The 14,205-nt window shown below is 71.5% G+C and carries 14 protein-coding genes and 1 pseudogene; 9 read left to right on the top strand and 6 right to left on the bottom strand.

Annotation, left to right across the window (positions count from 1 at the left end; translation table 11 throughout):
• Positions 1–15 precede the first annotated feature (15 nt).
• Together ACIQU3_RS26865 and ACIQU3_RS26860 are read right to left on the bottom strand one after the other, a co-directional pair.
• Positions 16–492, bottom strand: coding sequence for a DUF4190 domain-containing protein (locus ACIQU3_RS26865; RefSeq protein WP_403736502.1), 477 nt, complete (start codon positions 490–492; stop codon positions 16–18).
• Between the two features lie 69 nt (positions 493–561).
• Positions 562–1,206 carry a DUF4190 domain-containing protein gene (locus tag ACIQU3_RS26860; RefSeq protein ID WP_403736505.1) on the bottom strand — a complete coding sequence of 215 codons (645 nt, stop codon included), beginning with the start codon at positions 1,204–1,206 and terminating at the stop codon, positions 562–564.
• Between the two features lie 214 nt (positions 1,207–1,420).
• On the opposite strand from ACIQU3_RS26860, the gene ACIQU3_RS26855 reads away from it, so the two are divergent.
• Both ACIQU3_RS26855 and ACIQU3_RS26850 read left to right on the top strand, forming a co-directional pair.
• Positions 1,421–2,482: an adenosine deaminase gene (locus ACIQU3_RS26855; protein ID WP_403736509.1), complete on the top strand. Its 1,062-nt coding sequence runs from the start codon at positions 1,421–1,423 to the stop codon at positions 2,480–2,482.
• A complete protein-coding gene (locus ACIQU3_RS26850; RefSeq protein WP_403736513.1) occupies positions 2,479–3,201 on the top strand; it encodes a glycerophosphodiester phosphodiesterase in 723 nt (240 codons plus the stop codon). The genes ACIQU3_RS26855 and ACIQU3_RS26850 overlap by 4 nt, the downstream gene beginning before the upstream one ends.
• 191 nt (positions 3,202–3,392) lie before the next feature.
• On the opposite strand, the pseudogene ACIQU3_RS26845 reads toward ACIQU3_RS26850, so the two are convergent.
• The 3 genes and pseudogenes from ACIQU3_RS26845 to ACIQU3_RS26835 all read right to left on the bottom strand — a co-directional run.
• Positions 3,393–3,930 (bottom strand): annotated as a pseudogene (locus ACIQU3_RS26845) (RNA polymerase sigma factor); the annotation flags it as partial.
• A gap of 125 nt (positions 3,931–4,055) precedes the next feature.
• Positions 4,056–4,580, bottom strand: a complete 525-nt coding sequence (locus tag ACIQU3_RS26840; protein ID WP_403736520.1) for a hypothetical protein — start codon at positions 4,578–4,580, stop codon at positions 4,056–4,058.
• Between the two features lie 121 nt (positions 4,581–4,701).
• Positions 4,702–6,141, bottom strand: coding sequence for a gamma-aminobutyraldehyde dehydrogenase (locus tag ACIQU3_RS26835; RefSeq protein ID WP_403736523.1), 1,440 nt, complete (start codon positions 6,139–6,141; stop codon positions 4,702–4,704).
• Positions 6,142–6,304: 163 nt separating this feature from the next.
• On the opposite strand from ACIQU3_RS26835, the gene ACIQU3_RS26830 reads away from it, so the two are divergent.
• The 7 genes from ACIQU3_RS26830 to ACIQU3_RS26800 all read left to right on the top strand — a co-directional run bounded on the left by ACIQU3_RS26830 (position 6,305) and on the right by ACIQU3_RS26800 (position 13,327).
• Entirely contained in the window at positions 6,305–6,844 is a 540-nt protein-coding gene (locus tag ACIQU3_RS26830) for an Lrp/AsnC family transcriptional regulator (protein ID WP_062929334.1), read from the top strand.
• Between the two features lie 19 nt (positions 6,845–6,863).
• Complete coding sequence (locus ACIQU3_RS26825; protein WP_403928098.1) at positions 6,864–8,225, top strand: aspartate aminotransferase family protein; 1,362 nt, start codon at positions 6,864–6,866, stop codon at positions 8,223–8,225.
• A 205-nt stretch (positions 8,226–8,430) separates the two neighbouring features.
• Positions 8,431–9,180 (top strand): ABC transporter ATP-binding protein, encoded by a 750-nt coding sequence (locus ACIQU3_RS26820; RefSeq protein WP_403736533.1) that lies wholly within the window; start codon positions 8,431–8,433, stop codon positions 9,178–9,180.
• Positions 9,162–10,796 carry a hypothetical protein gene (locus ACIQU3_RS26815; protein WP_403736535.1) on the top strand — a complete coding sequence of 545 codons (1,635 nt, stop codon included), beginning with the start codon at positions 9,162–9,164 and terminating at the stop codon, positions 10,794–10,796. The genes ACIQU3_RS26820 and ACIQU3_RS26815 overlap by 19 nt, the downstream gene beginning before the upstream one ends.
• A 132-nt stretch (positions 10,797–10,928) precedes the next feature.
• On the top strand, positions 10,929–11,336 hold the full coding sequence (locus ACIQU3_RS26810) for a VOC family protein (RefSeq protein WP_403736539.1): 408 nt from the start codon (positions 10,929–10,931) through the stop codon (positions 11,334–11,336).
• Positions 11,337–11,360: 24 nt separating this feature from the next.
• Positions 11,361–12,482, top strand: a complete 1,122-nt coding sequence (locus ACIQU3_RS26805) for an LOG family protein (protein ID WP_403736542.1) — start codon at positions 11,361–11,363, stop codon at positions 12,480–12,482.
• Between the two features lie 146 nt (positions 12,483–12,628).
• The gene (locus ACIQU3_RS26800) at positions 12,629–13,327 is read left to right on the top strand and encodes an LAETG motif-containing sortase-dependent surface protein (RefSeq protein WP_403736547.1); all 699 of its coding nucleotides are present in this window, start codon (positions 12,629–12,631) and stop codon (positions 13,325–13,327) included.
• 59 nt (positions 13,328–13,386) lie between these two features.
• On the opposite strand, the gene ACIQU3_RS26795 is transcribed toward ACIQU3_RS26800, so the two are convergent.
• Complete coding sequence (locus ACIQU3_RS26795) at positions 13,387–14,187, bottom strand: maleylpyruvate isomerase family mycothiol-dependent enzyme (RefSeq protein WP_403736550.1); 801 nt, start codon at positions 14,185–14,187, stop codon at positions 13,387–13,389.
• Positions 14,188–14,205: the final 18 nt, after the last annotated feature.

Here is a 14,205-nt window from a genome sequence, read left to right as displayed (position 1 = left end):
GTCGCACCGCTTCGTTCAGGAGGCCGCGCCGAGTCCGCCCATGATGCTGGCGAACAGCAGGAACCCCAGCAGGGGGAGGATCACGGTGGCGATGATGCCGCAGACCAGTCCCGCGGTCGCCGCGCCCTTGTTGGTGGCCTCACCGCGGGTGGCCCTGCCGCGGCCGATGGCCCCGAAGATGATCGCGAGAATGCCCAGGATCACGCCGAAGAACCACATGATGAACGTCACGCTGCACACCACGCCGATGATGCCCAGCACCAGTCCCGTGGTGCCCATGCCGTTGCTCGGCTGTGCGGGCATCCCGTATCCGGGCGCCTGCGGGTAGCCCACGGGCGGCGCGGCCGGGTAGCCGGGACCGCCCTGGGGGTAGCCGTAGCCGGGGCCCGCGGGGGGCTGCTGCGGATAGCCGTAGCCGGGGGTGCCCGGGGGCTGCTGCGGGGGCTGCGCCGGCGGGCCGAAGCCACCGGGAGGCGGGTTGCTGTGGGACATGGACGTTCTCCCCTCCGTTGTCAGACCAAGGCATCGTAGTGGCCAAGTAGGCCTGGTAGAGCCTGAGTTTCAGCGGAGGGACGGGGCGGTGGCCACCGGACCGAGGGTGCCGTAGTACGGGTCGTCGTCGGAGCTGTCGCTGTTGATCGCGGCCGTGATGCCGACGGCGATCAGGACGATCACCACGATGCCGAGGATGATCCCGATGATGCCCATGATCAGACCGGCCTGTGCCTGCCCGTGGTTGGTGGCCACCCCGGCCTCGGCCCGCTTGCGGCCCTTGATGCCGAAGACCACGGCGAGGATGCCCGTGACCAGGGAGACCACGCCGTAGAGGCAGAAGAGGGTGCAGGAGATGATGCCGAGCACCATCGCGGCGACGCCCATGCCGTTCTGCGGGGCCGCGGGCATACCGGGCCAGCCGTAGCCTGCCTGGGTGTATCCGGACTGCGGGTAGCCGGGGTAGCCGTAGCCGCCGGTCGCTCCCGGGCCGGTGGGGGCCACGGGCGGGGGCGGGACGGCGCCGGTGCCGGAGCCGGACGGGTCGTACTGCGGCGTGCCCGTCGGCGGTGTGAAACCCGGCATGGAGGTGACCGTGGCCTGGTCGTGGACGGACGGCGGCTGCGGTGCCGGGTCCTTGTCGAGCGAGGGCCTGCTCTCCGGAGGCGCCCACGGGTCGTGGCTGCCTCCGTCGGGCTGCGTCGCGTCCGTCATCCTGCGGTCCCCCCTGGGTCGATCGTGCCGTCATGCTACGGGGCCGGTCGGTGCGTGCCACCGCGCGGGTGCGCCGAAGCCCGGCCGGGCGGTTCCCCGCGCCCCCCGAAGGGGCTTCGCCGCCACCGCATACGATGAAACCGAGTCATCGATCAGCCGATCACCCGCGCCCGCCCGCCCTGTGCCGGCCGGGGCGCCGTTCCGGGGAGGAACCTTGACCCAGCACCTCGTCGACCCCCACGCCCCGCGCGACCTCACGGCGTTCATCGCGGAACTGCCCAAAGCCGAACTGCACGTGCACCACGTGGGCTCCGCCTCTCCCCGGATCGTCTCCGAACTGGCCGCGCGGCACCCGGACTCGAAGGTGCCGACCGATCCCGAGGCCCTGGCCGACTACTTCACCTTCACCGACTTCGCGCACTTCATCGACGTGTACCTGTCGGTCGTGGACCTCGTCCGCACCCCCGAGGACGTCCGGCTGCTGACCTACGAGGTGGCCCGGGAGCTGGCGCGCCAGCGGGTGCGGTACGCCGAGCTGACGATCACCCCCTTCTCGTCCACCCGGCGCGGCATCGACGAACGCGCCTTCATGGACGCGATCGAGGACGCCCGCAAGGCCGCCGAGGCCGAGTTCGGGACCCTGCTGCGCTGGTGCTTCGACATCCCCGGCGAGGCGGGCCTGGAGGCCGCCGAGGAGACGACCCGGCTCGCCACCGACGACCGGCTGCGCCCGGAGGGCCTGGTCTCCTTCGGTCTCGGCGGTCCCGAGGTCGGCGTCGGGCGGCCGCAGTTCAAGCCTTACTTCGACCGGGCGATCGCCGCCGGGCTGCGCTCCGTACCGCACGCCGGCGAGACGACCGGCCCGCAGACGGTGTGGGACGCGCTGACCCACCTGCGGGCCGAGCGCATCGGGCACGGCACCAGCTCCGCGCAGGACCCGAAGCTGCTCGCGCACCTCGCCGAGCACCGGATCCCGCTGGAGGTGTGCCCGACCTCGAACATCGCCACCCGCGCGGTCCGCACCCTCGACGAGCACCCGATCAAGGAGTTCGTGCGCGCCGGGGTCCTCGTGACCGTCAACTCCGACGACCCGCCGATGTTCGGCACCGACCTCGCCAACGAGTACGCGGTCGCCGCCCGGCTCCTGGACCTCGACGAGCGGGGCCTGGCCGAACTGGCGAAGAACGCCGTCGAGGCGTCCTTCCTCGACGCGGCGGGCAAGGCCCGCATCGCCGGTGAGATCGACGCGTACACCGCGCAGTGGCTCGCCCGGTGACGTCCTCCCCTGTCGCCGTCGCCCACCGCGGCGACCCCTACCGGGTCCGCGAGAACACCGTCGCCTCGCTGCGTTCCGCCCTGCGCCGGGGCGCGGACGCGGTGGAGATCGACGTACGGCTCACCCGTGACGGCGTGCCGGTGCTGCTGCACGACGGGACGCTGAAGCGGCTGTGGGAGCACGAACGTCCGGTGTCGGCCCTGTCCTGCGAGGAGGTGCGCGGGCTGACCGGCGGCGGGGTGCCGACGCTGGCCGAGGCACTGGGGGCGACGGCGGGCCACCGGGTGATGGTCGACCTGCCCGGATCGCCCGACGTGCGGGCGGTGCGCCGGATCATGGACGTCGTGGCCGAGGCCGGGGCGGCGGAACGCGTCTACTACTGCGCGGGCGCCGACGCCATGCTCGCCGTGCGCGCGGCGGACCCCGGCGCCGAGATCGCCCTCACCTGGACGACGCTGGCCCCGCCCCGGCCGGTGCTGCTGGAGGCGATCCGCCCGCGCTGGCTGAACTACCGCTTCTCCCTGGTGGACCGGCCTCTCGCCGACCGCGTGCACCGCGACGGCCACCTGCTCTCCGTCTGGACTCCCGACACCCGCCGCTCCATGCGGCGGCTGCTGGAGGCGGGCGTGGACTCGATCACCACGAACCGTGTCGACGTGCTGTGCGCAACACGCGCGAGCGCTGCGGCACCGTCGCCGGATCCGGGGTCGCGCGCGTGAGGTACTGCGGCACCGGCGCGCCGTCCGTGCCGGTGTCGCGGACCAGCCCGTAGCGGATGGCCCCTCGGGGCGGGCCCTGGTCGATGTCCTCGACCACGGCGCCCCGGTCCGTCGGGAAGACGATGAGGCCGTAGTCGCAGCCGCGCTCGTTCTGGGTGAGGGTGGCTCGCCCGTCGAGGTAGAAGTACTCGTGCGCCGTCCAGGGCGCGGACGATGCCGCGCGAGGTCTCCAGGCGCTCCTTCATCCGCTGGACCGCACGGCGGCGTGCTGCCGGGTGATGCCGACGGCGGCGGCCAGTTCGCGCCGGGTCAGTTCGCCCGCCACCTCCAGCCACCGCAGGGACAGCAGGTGGCGGTCCTCCTCGTCGAGCCACCGGACCGCCTCGGCGGCCTCGCGCCGCTGCCCCTCCAACCGGAGCCGCAGCACGGTCAGTCCGCGGCCTCCGCCAGGCGCTCCGGTGTCCGGCGCCGGGCCCGGTCGCGGACCTGCCGCATGGCGATCGCCACCAGCCAGGACCCGAAGCTGTCGGGGGCGCGCAGGGAGTCGAGCCGGCCGACCGCGCGCAGCATGCTCTCCTGCACGACGTCGTCGACGTCGGCGTGCCCGTTCAGGGCCCGGCCCACGATGTTGTAGACCAGCGGCAGCCAGCCCGCGACCAGTTCGTCCAGCGCCCGCCGGTCGCCGGCCTGGGCCGCGGTGACGACGGCACGCCAGTGCTGACTGTCCACGGTGGCTCTTCACGCCTGTCACTGATGTTCCGCACGCGCCCTCTCAGCCGGTCCCGGGGTTCTCGCCATGTCGGGGGTCACACGCGAGGAGACGACGTGAAGGTTCTCCGGACAGCAGTTTCTCCTCAGACGCCCGGCACGGGCACGGCCACCGGCGCGGTCAGCGCCTCCAGCCGCTTGATCCGCTGCCGTACGACGTACAGCGGGATGACGCCGAACACGCCGAAGGCCATGTCGATCACCGACCACCAGAAGGGGATGCCGCGGATGGGCCCGCAGATCAGGGCGAGCGGGATGATGCCGGCGCAGGCGATCATCCCGAACTCGACGACCCAGATGTTGCGGACCGGGTCGCGGTAGGGCCCGTAGAAGGCGACCGCGATCACCAGGTGCGCGAAGGCCAGCCAGTCCGTGCCGTAGAGCAGGAAGGGGTGTTCGGCGTCGGTCTCGTCGAGACCGGCCCGCACCCGCCCGATCCAGTCCGTCAGTCCCGGCAGGTGGTCGCCGACGGACAGCGCCCGCAACAGGTCCTCGGTCCACCGCAGTTCGTGGACCAGGGGGAAGGCGGTGGCGCCGCTGAGCACCAGACACACCACGAAGAAGACCAGCCACGCACGGATGCCCTTCAGCAGGGCGGCTCTGTCGCTCATGAGGCGCACTCTACGCCCATTATTGAACACGTTCAAAAATGGAGGGCGGGAAGTCCCCCCGTACACGGACGGCCCCGGACGGAGAGGAACCGTCCGGGGCCGTTCAGCGGTGCGGAAAGGGCTACGCGTCCAGCGACGTCATCACGTGCTTGATCCGCGTGTAGTCCTCGAAGCCGTAGCCCGAGAGGTCCTTGCCGTAGCCGGACTTCTTGAAGCCGCCGTGCGGCATCTCGGCGACCAGCGGGATGTGGGTGTTGATCCACACGCAGCCGAAGTCGAGCTTCTTCGACATCCGCATGGCGCGACCGTGGTCCTTGGTCCACACGGAGGAGGCCAGCGCGTACTCGACGTCGTTGGCCCACTCCACGGCCTGCTCCTCGTCGGAGAAGGACTGGACGGTGATGACCGGCCCGAAGACCTCCTTCTGGATGATCTCGTCGGTCTGCTTCAGGCCCGAGACGACGGTCGGCGCATAGAAGTAGCCCTTGTCCCCGACCCGCTTGCCGCCGGCCTCCACGCGCGCGTGCGCGGGCAGCCGGTCGATGAAGCCCTCGACCTGCTTGAGCTGGTTCGGGTTGTTGAGCGGGCCGAACAGCACGTCCTCGTCGTCCGGCTGCCCGGTCTTGGTCTCGGAGGCGGCCTTCGCCAGCGCGGAGACGAACTCGTCGTGGATGGACTCGTGCACGAGCACGCGCGTGGCGGCGGTGCAGTCCTGGCCGGCGTTGAAGTAGCCCGCGACCGAGATGTCCTCGACGGCCTTGGCGATGTCGGTGTCCTCGAAGACGACGACCGGCGCCTTGCCACCCAGCTCCAGGTGCACGCGCTTGACGTCCTTGGAGGCGGACTCCGCGACCTGGATGCCGGCGCGCACCGAACCGGTGATGGAGGCCATCGCCGGCGTCTCGTGCTCGACCATCATGCGGCCGGTCTCGCGGTCGCCGCAGATGACGTTGAAGACACCCTTGGGGACGATCGAGCCGATGATCTCGGCGAGGAGGACCGTCGAGGCCGGGGTGGTGTCGGACGGCTTCAGCACGACGGTGTTGCCCGCCGCGATCGCCGGGGCGAACTTCCACACGGCCATCATCATCGGGTAGTTCCACGGCGCGACCTGCGCGCAGACGCCGACCGGCTCCCGGCGCACGATGGAGGTCAGGCCCTCCATGTACTCACCGGCCGAGCGGCCCTCCAGCATCCGCGCCGCACCCGCGAAGAAGCGGATCTGGTCGACCATCGGCGGGATCTCCTCGGAGCGGGTCAGCCCGGTCGGCTTGCCCGTGTTCTCCACCTCGGCCGCGATCAGCTCCTCGGCGCGCTCCTCGAAGGCGTCCGCGATCTTCAGCAGGGCCTTCTGGCGTTCGGCGGGCGTGGTGTCGCGCCAGCCGGGGAAGGCCTCGGCGGCCGCCGCCATGGCGGCGTCCACGTCGGCCTGCCCGGACAGCGGAGCGGTCGCGTACGCCTCGCCCGTCGCGGGATTGACCACCTCGGTGGTCCGTCCGTCGGCGGCGTCCCGGAACTCACCGCCGATGTAGTTGCGCAGACGACGCAGCTCGGTGCTCACTGCCGGCCCTCCAGTTCGGATGTCCATTACTTGAGACACCACCCTAGTCGGCGGGCCCACGTTTTCAACACCCCCGCTCCCTTCGATCGTGCGGAATCCGCAGGCTCAGGGCACTGAAACAACGAATTTCATCGATTGAGGCTTGCGGAAGTGTCGAGACCTCGTGCACAGTGACCTCGTGGCCAGTCGAAGCGCAGACCAGAAGGGCTCGCGGGAGCACCGCGAGCCCTCCCGCGAGTCCAGGAACGGCAGCTCGCCGCAGCTGGACGCCGTGTCCCTCGCCATCATCGAGCAGCTCCAGGAGGACGGCCGCCGGCCGTACGCCGCCATCGGCAAGGCCGTCGGCCTGTCCGAGGCGGCCGTGCGCCAGCGCGTCCAGAAGCTGCTCGACCAGGGCGTGATGCAGATCGTCGCCGTCACGGACCCGCTCACCGTGGGCTTCCGCAGACAGGCGATGGTCGGCGTCAACGTCGAGGGCGACGTGGAGGCGGTCGCGGACGCGCTGTCGGCCATGTCCGAGTGCGAGTACGTGGTGATGACCGCAGGCTCGTTCGACCTGATGGTGGAGATCGTCTGCGAGGACGACGACCACCTTCTGGACGTCATCAACAAACGCATACGGGCCGTGCCCGGAGTGCGCTCCACCGAGAGCTTCGTCTACCTCAAGCTCAAGAAGCAGACCTACATGTGGGGAACCCGATAACCGTGAGGACCCGATAGCCGTGAGCAAGGACCTCTCCCAGTCCGCGTACGACCACCTGTGGATGCACTTCACGCGCATGTCGTCGTACGAGAAGGCCCCCGTCCCCACCATCGTCCGGGGCGAGGGCACGTACATCTACGACGACCAGGGCAGGCGCTACCTGGACGGCCTCGCCGGCCTCTTCGTGGTGCAGGCCGGACACGGCCGGGTCGAGCTCGCCGATGCCGCCTTCAAGCAGGCGCAGGAGCTCGCGTTCTTCCCGGTGTGGTCCTACGCCCACCCCAAGGCGGTCGAGCTGGCCGAGCGCCTCGCCCACCACGCCCCGGGCGACCTGAACAAGGTCTTCTTCACCACCGGCGGCGGCGAGGCGGTCGAGACCGCCTGGAAGCTCGCCAAGCAGTACTTCAAGCTGACCGGCAAGCCCACCAAGCACAAGGTCATCTCCCGCGCGGTCGCCTACCACGGCACCCCGCAGGGCGCCCTGTCCATCACCGGCCTGCCGGCCCTGAAGGCCCCCTTCGAGCCGCTGGTGCCGGGCGCGCACAAGGTGCCCAACACCAACATCTACCGCGCCCCGATCTTCGGTGACGACCCGGAGGCCTTCGGCCGCTGGGCCGCCGACCAGATCGAGCAGCAGATCCTGTTCGAGGGCCCGGACACCGTCGCCGCGGTCTTCCTGGAGCCGGTGCAGAACGCCGGCGGCTGCTTCCCGCCTCCGCCCGGCTACTTCCAGCGGGTCCGCGAGATATGCGACCAGTACGACGTGCTGCTCGTCTCGGACGAGGTCATCTGCGCCTTCGGCCGTCTGGGCACGTACTTCGCCTGCGACAAGTTCGACTACGTGCCGGACATGATCACCTGCGCCAAGGGCATGACCTCGGGCTACTCCCCGATCGGCGCCTGCATCATCTCCGACCGCCTGGCCGAGCCGTTCTACAAGGGCGACAACACCTTCCTGCACGGCTACACCTTCGGCGGTCACCCGGTCTCCGCCGCCGTGGGCCTGGCCAACCTCGACCTGTTCGAGCGCGAGAACCTCAACCAGCACGTCCTGGACAACGAGGGCAACTTCCGCTCCACCCTGGAGAAGCTCCACGACCTGCCGATCGTCGGCGACGTCCGCGGCAACGGCTTCTTCTACGGCATCGAACTCGTCAAGGACAAGGCCACCAAGGAGTCCTTCAACGCCGACGAGACCGAGCGCGTCCTGTACGGCTTCCTCTCCAAGAAGCTGTACGAGAACGGCCTGTACTGCCGGGCCGACGACCGCGGCGACCCGGTCGTCCAGCTGGCGCCGCCGCTGATCTCCGACCAGTCGACGTTCGACGAGATCGAGCAGATCCTGCGCGCCACCCTCACGGAGGCCTGGACCAAGCTCTGACCCGCGTCGCTCCGATCGTCTGCCTGGATGATCAACACCGGCCCTGGTGCCGCCCGTTCGAGTGAGAAACGGCGGCCCGGGGCCGCGTGCTGTCCGGCGTCCCGCCGCCTTCTGCCTAGCGTGCCCAGTGACCGATCGGCCCTGCCTTCGTTCCCCCGCACGGGGGATGGCACGGGAACTACGGATCTGAACGAGGTGTACGCGCATGGAGGCACCGCCGGACAACGACGTGCTCTGGGCACGCGCCCTGCACTTCCAGCACGACGACGGCTCACCCGCGCTGTGCGGCATCTCGCTCGGCGTGCGCGAGGGCGAGATCCTCGCCATCGGCGGCCCGCGCGGCAGCGGCAAGACGACCCTGCTGCGGTGTCTGTCCGGTCTGGTGCCCGTGCAGCGCGGCGAGGTCTGGTTCAACAGCGTGCCCGTGCACACCATGGGCCCCCTCACCCGCGAGCGGCTGCGCCGCGACCGCTTCGGCTGGATCGACCCGGCCCCCTCCCTGGTCCCGGAGCTCAACGTCTGGGAGAACACCGCCCTGCCGCTGATGCTGCGCGGCACCGGCCGGCGTCGCGCCAAGACGGCGGCCCTGGAGTGGCTGGAGCGTCTCGACATCGGGGACAGCGCCCGCAAACGGCCGCACCAGCTGGTCCAGGCCGAGCGCCAGCGAGTCTGCATCGCCCGCGCGCTGGCCCCCGCGCCCTCGGTGCTGTTCGCCGACGAGCCCACGGCGCCCCTGCACCGCGCCGACCGTGCCCATGTGCTGCGCACCCTCACCACGGCGGCCCGCTCGCACCGCATCACGGTCGTCCTGGCCACCCATGACGCGGAGACCGCGGCCCTCGCCGACCGCACGGTCTCCCTGCTCGACGGGCGCCGCGTGCAGACGGTGCACCTCCCGCCGGTCGCCGAGACCAGCGAGCCGGAAGGCCGGGCCGCGTGCTCGCTCTCCGTCTGACCCGCGGCGCCCACCCGGCCGTCCAGCTGCGCCGTCTGCTGGTCGCGGCGGCCTCGGCGGGCACGGGCTTCCTGCTGCTCTGCGCCCTCGGCTACGCGCTGGGCCACCCCGGCTCCCCCGGTTCCGCCACGCTGCGACTGGCCTGGTGCGCGGCCCCGCTGGCCGCCACGGTGTATTTCGCGGTCGCGGTCGCCCGTACCGATCCCGCCACCACGCCACGCGCCGCTCTCTCGGCCATCGGTCTCGGCCCGGTGCGCATGATGGCCGTCTCGGCGACGACGACGGCCCTTTCCTGCACGCTCGGCTCGATGCTGGCCCTGCTCGTCTTCCTGCATCTGCGGGGCGACCTGACCGGCATGCCCTTCGACGGCGCCGCCGCCGAGTCCCTCGCCGCGGGCCGGTCCCTGCCGATGCCGGGCGCGCTGACCCTGCTGGCGCTCGTGCCCGTCGGCGCGTCGGTGGCGGCGGCAGTGGCCCTGCGGCCGCACGAGACGGGGCGGGGCAGACCCCGGGCGGCCCGGGCGTACGGCCGCTTCGGTGCGTACGGGCGCGCCGGCACCCGCGAGACCTTCTGGGTGTACGGCAGGTTCGGCCGGCAGATCGCGCGGCCCACGGACGGTGCGGACGCCGAGCCCGCCGGGAAAAGCGGCCCGCCCGCGGCCCGGACAAGCGAGTCGGCCTCGCCGGCGGTCGCCGCCTCCGGCGCAACGGTGAGCGCGGTCGCGGACCCCGCCCGGCCACAGGCGACGCCCCCGGGCGCCACGGCCCCGGCCTCGCCGCAGGCCGCTGCCGTGGATGCCGCCCCGGCGCACCCGGGCAGCACCCACCCGGCCTCACGGGAAGCGGGTGCCGCCCCGGCCGGCGATCCCGCCCAGTGGCTCAGCCCGCGCGCGGCGGAGCCGGACGCCGCCGGTGCCATCAGCCCGGCCGGTGCCCTGGCCATGCACCCGGACGCGCACACCGCGGCCCCCGGCCCCGACGGCTTCACCGCCCCCGACGCCGCCCTGCCGGACACCATCGCCGCCCCCTCCGGTCTGCCCTGGGGCATCACCTTGCTGGCCGCGGGTCTGGCCGTGGAGAGCTACACCAGCCGTACCTCCCCCACGCCCCCCGACCTCTCCTTCTCCGGTGCCGCCCCCGGTGTGATGGCGGGCTGGGCCCTGGCCGTCGTCGGCCTGGCCCTGGCCGGTCCGGGCCTGACCCACCTGTGCGGACGGCTGCTCCAGTCGGCCCGCCCGGGCGCCCTGCGGCTCCTGGCCGGCCGCATCCTCATGGCGGAGTCCTTGCGCATCGGACGTCCCCTGGGCGTCGTCTGTGCGGTGCTGTCCGCCGCGTGGGCCATGGCGCTGCTGCACGCCCCGGACGGGCTCGCGCTCGGACCGCTCACCGCCCTCGGTGTGGTCCTCGTGACCGGCTGCACCACGGCGACGCTCCTCACGGCCGCCGTCGAGGCCCGTCAGGCCCGCGCCACCACCACCGCCGCGCTGCTGCGCCTCGGCGCGCCCGCCACCATGCTGCGCAGCGCGGCCGCCCTGCGCGCGGGCGCGCTGCTCGCCCTGTTCGGCCCGCTGGCCCTGACGGTCGCCGAACTGGCGGCGCTGCCCCTGGCGCGCTGAGCTCCGCAGCCCGCTGAGCTTCGAGGCCCGCTGAAAACTCGTACGAGAAAAAATCTCCGTACGGCGATGAGTTCCGGACCGGCCCCCGGTCTATCCGGCGTAACGACACGGACTTGATGGGAGCGACCTCGCATGTACCAGCAGATGATCTTCGTGAACCTGTGCACCGGCGACCTCGGCGCCTCGAAGAAGTTCTTCACGGACCTGGGCTTCACGCTCAACGAGCAGTTCAGCGACGACACGACCGCCTCCGTCGTGATCAGCGAGACCATCGTGGTGATGGTGCACACCCCGGAGAAGTACTCCCAGTTCACCAAGAAGGAGATCGCGGACTCGACGAGGACCAGCGAGGTGCTGCTGGCGCTGAGCGCCGAGAGTCGCGAGAAGGTGGACGAGCTGGTCGAGAAGGCGGTCGCGGCGGGCGGTTCCGTCTCGGGCGAGACCCAGGACCACGGCTTCATGTACGGCCGCGCCTTCGACGACGTGGACGGCCACACCTTCGAGGTCGTGTGGATGGACCCCGCGGCCGTCCAGGGCTGAGGTGCGCTGTGCCAGCATGGGCGGGTGCAGACGATGCCCGCCCATGCGGCCCACCATGACGACCGTGAGATAGAGACCCTCGAGGAGTTCGACGCGACCGTGTCGGCGCGCGGCACGCTCGCCGGACACCGCGTCCAGGGGGTCGATCTGACGGACCGTACGCGGGAGTTGCTCACCACGGACACGTCGGGTGCGGTCTTCCTCGGCTGTGCGATGCGCGAGGACGTGGCGGCCAAGGTCCGCGCGGACGGCGCCCTGGTCTTCCCGCCGGTCCCGGACCTGCCGTTCGACCCGTACCGGGGCCTGGTCTACTCCCCGGACGAACTGTTCGCGTCGCTGGCCGACGGCTACGAGGCCACGCCCGACGCCCTCGCCTACGCCTGGTTCCAGCGCACCAAGACCGACCGGGACATCTACGCGTCCATGCTGCGCTCGGTCCACGACGACTCCGTCTCGGACGCACTCGACGAACTCCTGTCCGGCGCCCGGGTCGTGGGCGTCATGGGCGGCCACGCGATGGCCCGCGGCACCGAGGAGTACGCGGGCGCCGCACGGCTCGGCAGGGAACTGGCCCGCGCCGGCTTCACCATCGCCACCGGTGGTGGCCCGGGCGCCATGGAGGCGGCCAACCTCGGCGCGTACTCCGCCCCCTTCGACGACGAGATGCTCACTGAGTCGCTCGAACTCCTCGGCAAGGCACCACACTTCACTCCGTCGATCACCCAGTGGGCCTCGGCCGCCTTCGAGATACGCGCCCGCTGGCCCCGGGGCGGCCGCTCGGTGGGCATCCCCACCTGGTTCTACGGCCACGAGCCGCCGAACGCCTTCGCCTCCCACATCGCCAAGTACTTCGCCAACGCCACCCGCGAGGACGGCCTGCTGGCCCGGTCCAACGCGGGTGTGGTGTTCCTGCCGGGCGCCGCCGGGACGTTGCAGGAGATCTTCGACAACGCGACGCCCAACTACTACGAGTCGCGCGGCGAGCCGACCCCGATGGTGCTGGTGAACCGTGTGCACTGGACGGAGAAGCTGCCCGCGTGGCCGCTGCTGCGGTCGCTGGCCGCCGGGCGCTCCATGGAAACGCGGATCGCGCTCGTGGACCGGATCGAGGAGGCGCCGGAGGCGTTGAAACGTCTCGGTGGTTAATGAGAAGGCAAAGCAACTGCTTGCCGTCTGCATATGCGTTGACACTACTTATGCAGCGCTTATAGACCTGTGAGTCTCACGGTAGTGCTGATGTCCCGTCAGCACGGCCTCAGCCCCCCGCTTCAGCAATCCCGCAAAGGACAAACGTGGCAGTTCTGTCCGTATCCCTCCGCGCGCGTACCGTGCGCGTCCTCGGTGTCGTCTCCGCCTCGGCCGCGCTCGCGCTCGGCACCGCCGGCAACGCACTCGCCTGCGACATCAGCGAGTTCTCCGCCGAGGCGAAGTGTGACGGCGCCAAGGGCGTCATCACCGTCACCGACGTGGACCCCGCCGGCATCCCGGCGACGGTCACCGTGTACCTGGAGAACAACGGCGCCGACGTGAAGAAGGTCGGCGAGCAGGTGGTGAAGGGCTCGCGCGAGGGCACCACCGTCACCTTCGCCGAGAAGTGGAAGCCGAACGCCGAGTACCGCATCCACGTCAAGGCCGCCGGTTACGTCGACGAGGACATCAAGCCGAACCTCGTCACCCCGGCGACCGCCTGCAAGAAGAAGGAGGAAGAGGAGGAGCCCCCGGCTTCGACTCCCCCGGCGACTCCGAGCCCGTCGGCGTCCCCGTCCAAGCCCGCCGAGGAGAGCGCCAGCCCCGCTCCGGAGCCGTCGGAGAGCCAGAGCAGCTCGCCGGCCGGCAACGCGCCCGCCCCGGCCGGTGACTCCAACCTCGCCGAGACCGGTGCCAACTCCAACACCGGCCTCATCGTCGGCATCGCGGCGGCCCTGGTCGCCGTCGGTGGCGCTGCGGTGTTCTTCGGCATGCGCCGCCGCGGAACGAACAGCGACAGCTGACGCCCCCGCACCTCGTGACGTGGCCCGTCCCCCCACCCGGGGGCGGGCCACGTCCCGTCTCACCCGAAGGTCGCCCGCTCCAGCCAGAACTCCAGCAGCTCCCGCTCGCCCAGCACCTCCAGCTCAGGCGCGTCCAGCGGTAGTCGGCGGTAGAACGCCAGCAGGACGGAGGTGAGCGGCCCGCGCAGAGCCACGGTCGCCCTGCGATGGCCCCGGCGCCAGGCGACGCCGCCCTCGGTGAGTTCGACGAGCCACTCGGCGTTCACCTCCGGCCCGGTGTCGGTGGCGTGGAGATGGATGCTGCGGCCGGAGCCACGCAGTTCCCTCGCCGCGTCGTGGGGCATCGTCCGCTGCACGTACTCCACGATCTGCAGCCACTCGTCGATCGCGTCGGCGGCCACCTCGGGCGCGACCTCGTAGGGCAGCCCGGCCGCGAGCGTGGCGTCGGCACGGTGCACGGTGATCTCGTGCGTCATCCGGCGGGCCCAGAACCCCGCGTTGAGGATCCCCGCCCAGCTCCACATCTTCGTGTCCGGCCCGGCCTCCCGCAGGGCGGCGACGACCTGCTCGCCGCCCTGCGCCAGCCAGGCGTCCAGGACGGCGGCGTCCCCCCGGGTGCCGGGCCCGGCGAGACCCGGCACCCGCTCCTCGGGCACCTCCTCGTCGGCCCGGGTCCGCACGATGAACTCCACCCAGCGCAGGGCGCCGCCCATGTGCCGGACGAGGTCCTCCAGCGACCAGTCCGGGCAGGTCGGCACGGTGCCGGACAGATCGGCGCCGGAGGTCACCACGGACCTCAACAGGCCCACTTGGTGGGCGATCTCGTCGCAGTAGCGGTCGTGTGCGAGTAACGGCGTCATGCCCCGCACCCTAGGCGG

The organism is Streptomyces sp. NPDC101110, assembly GCF_044759525.1.
GTDB lineage: Bacteria > Actinomycetota > Actinomycetes > Streptomycetales > Streptomycetaceae > Streptomyces.
Note: the sequence above shows the minus strand (reverse complement) of the source record. Positions and strands in the feature narration are given on the sequence as shown.

What these genes read in the sequence shown, in the direction of transcription:
- ACIQU3_RS26865 (WP_403736502.1), bottom strand. Translation starts at nt 492, where the DNA reads ATGTCCCACAGCAACCCGCCTCCCGGTGGCTTCGGCCCGCCGGCGCAG.
- ACIQU3_RS26860 (WP_403736505.1), bottom strand. Translation starts at nt 1,206, where the DNA reads ATGACGGACGCGACGCAGCCCGACGGAGGCAGCCACGACCCGTGGGCG.
- ACIQU3_RS26840 (WP_403736520.1), bottom strand. Translation starts at nt 4,580, where the DNA reads ATGAGCGACAGAGCCGCCCTGCTGAAGGGCATCCGTGCGTGGCTGGTC.
- ACIQU3_RS26820 (WP_403736533.1), top strand. Translation starts at nt 8,431, where the DNA reads ATGGAGGCACCGCCGGACAACGACGTGCTCTGGGCACGCGCCCTGCAC.
- ACIQU3_RS26810 (WP_403736539.1), top strand. Translation starts at nt 10,929, where the DNA reads ATGTACCAGCAGATGATCTTCGTGAACCTGTGCACCGGCGACCTCGGC.
- ACIQU3_RS26795 (WP_403736550.1), bottom strand. Translation starts at nt 14,187, where the DNA reads ATGACGCCGTTACTCGCACACGACCGCTACTGCGACGAGATCGCCCAC.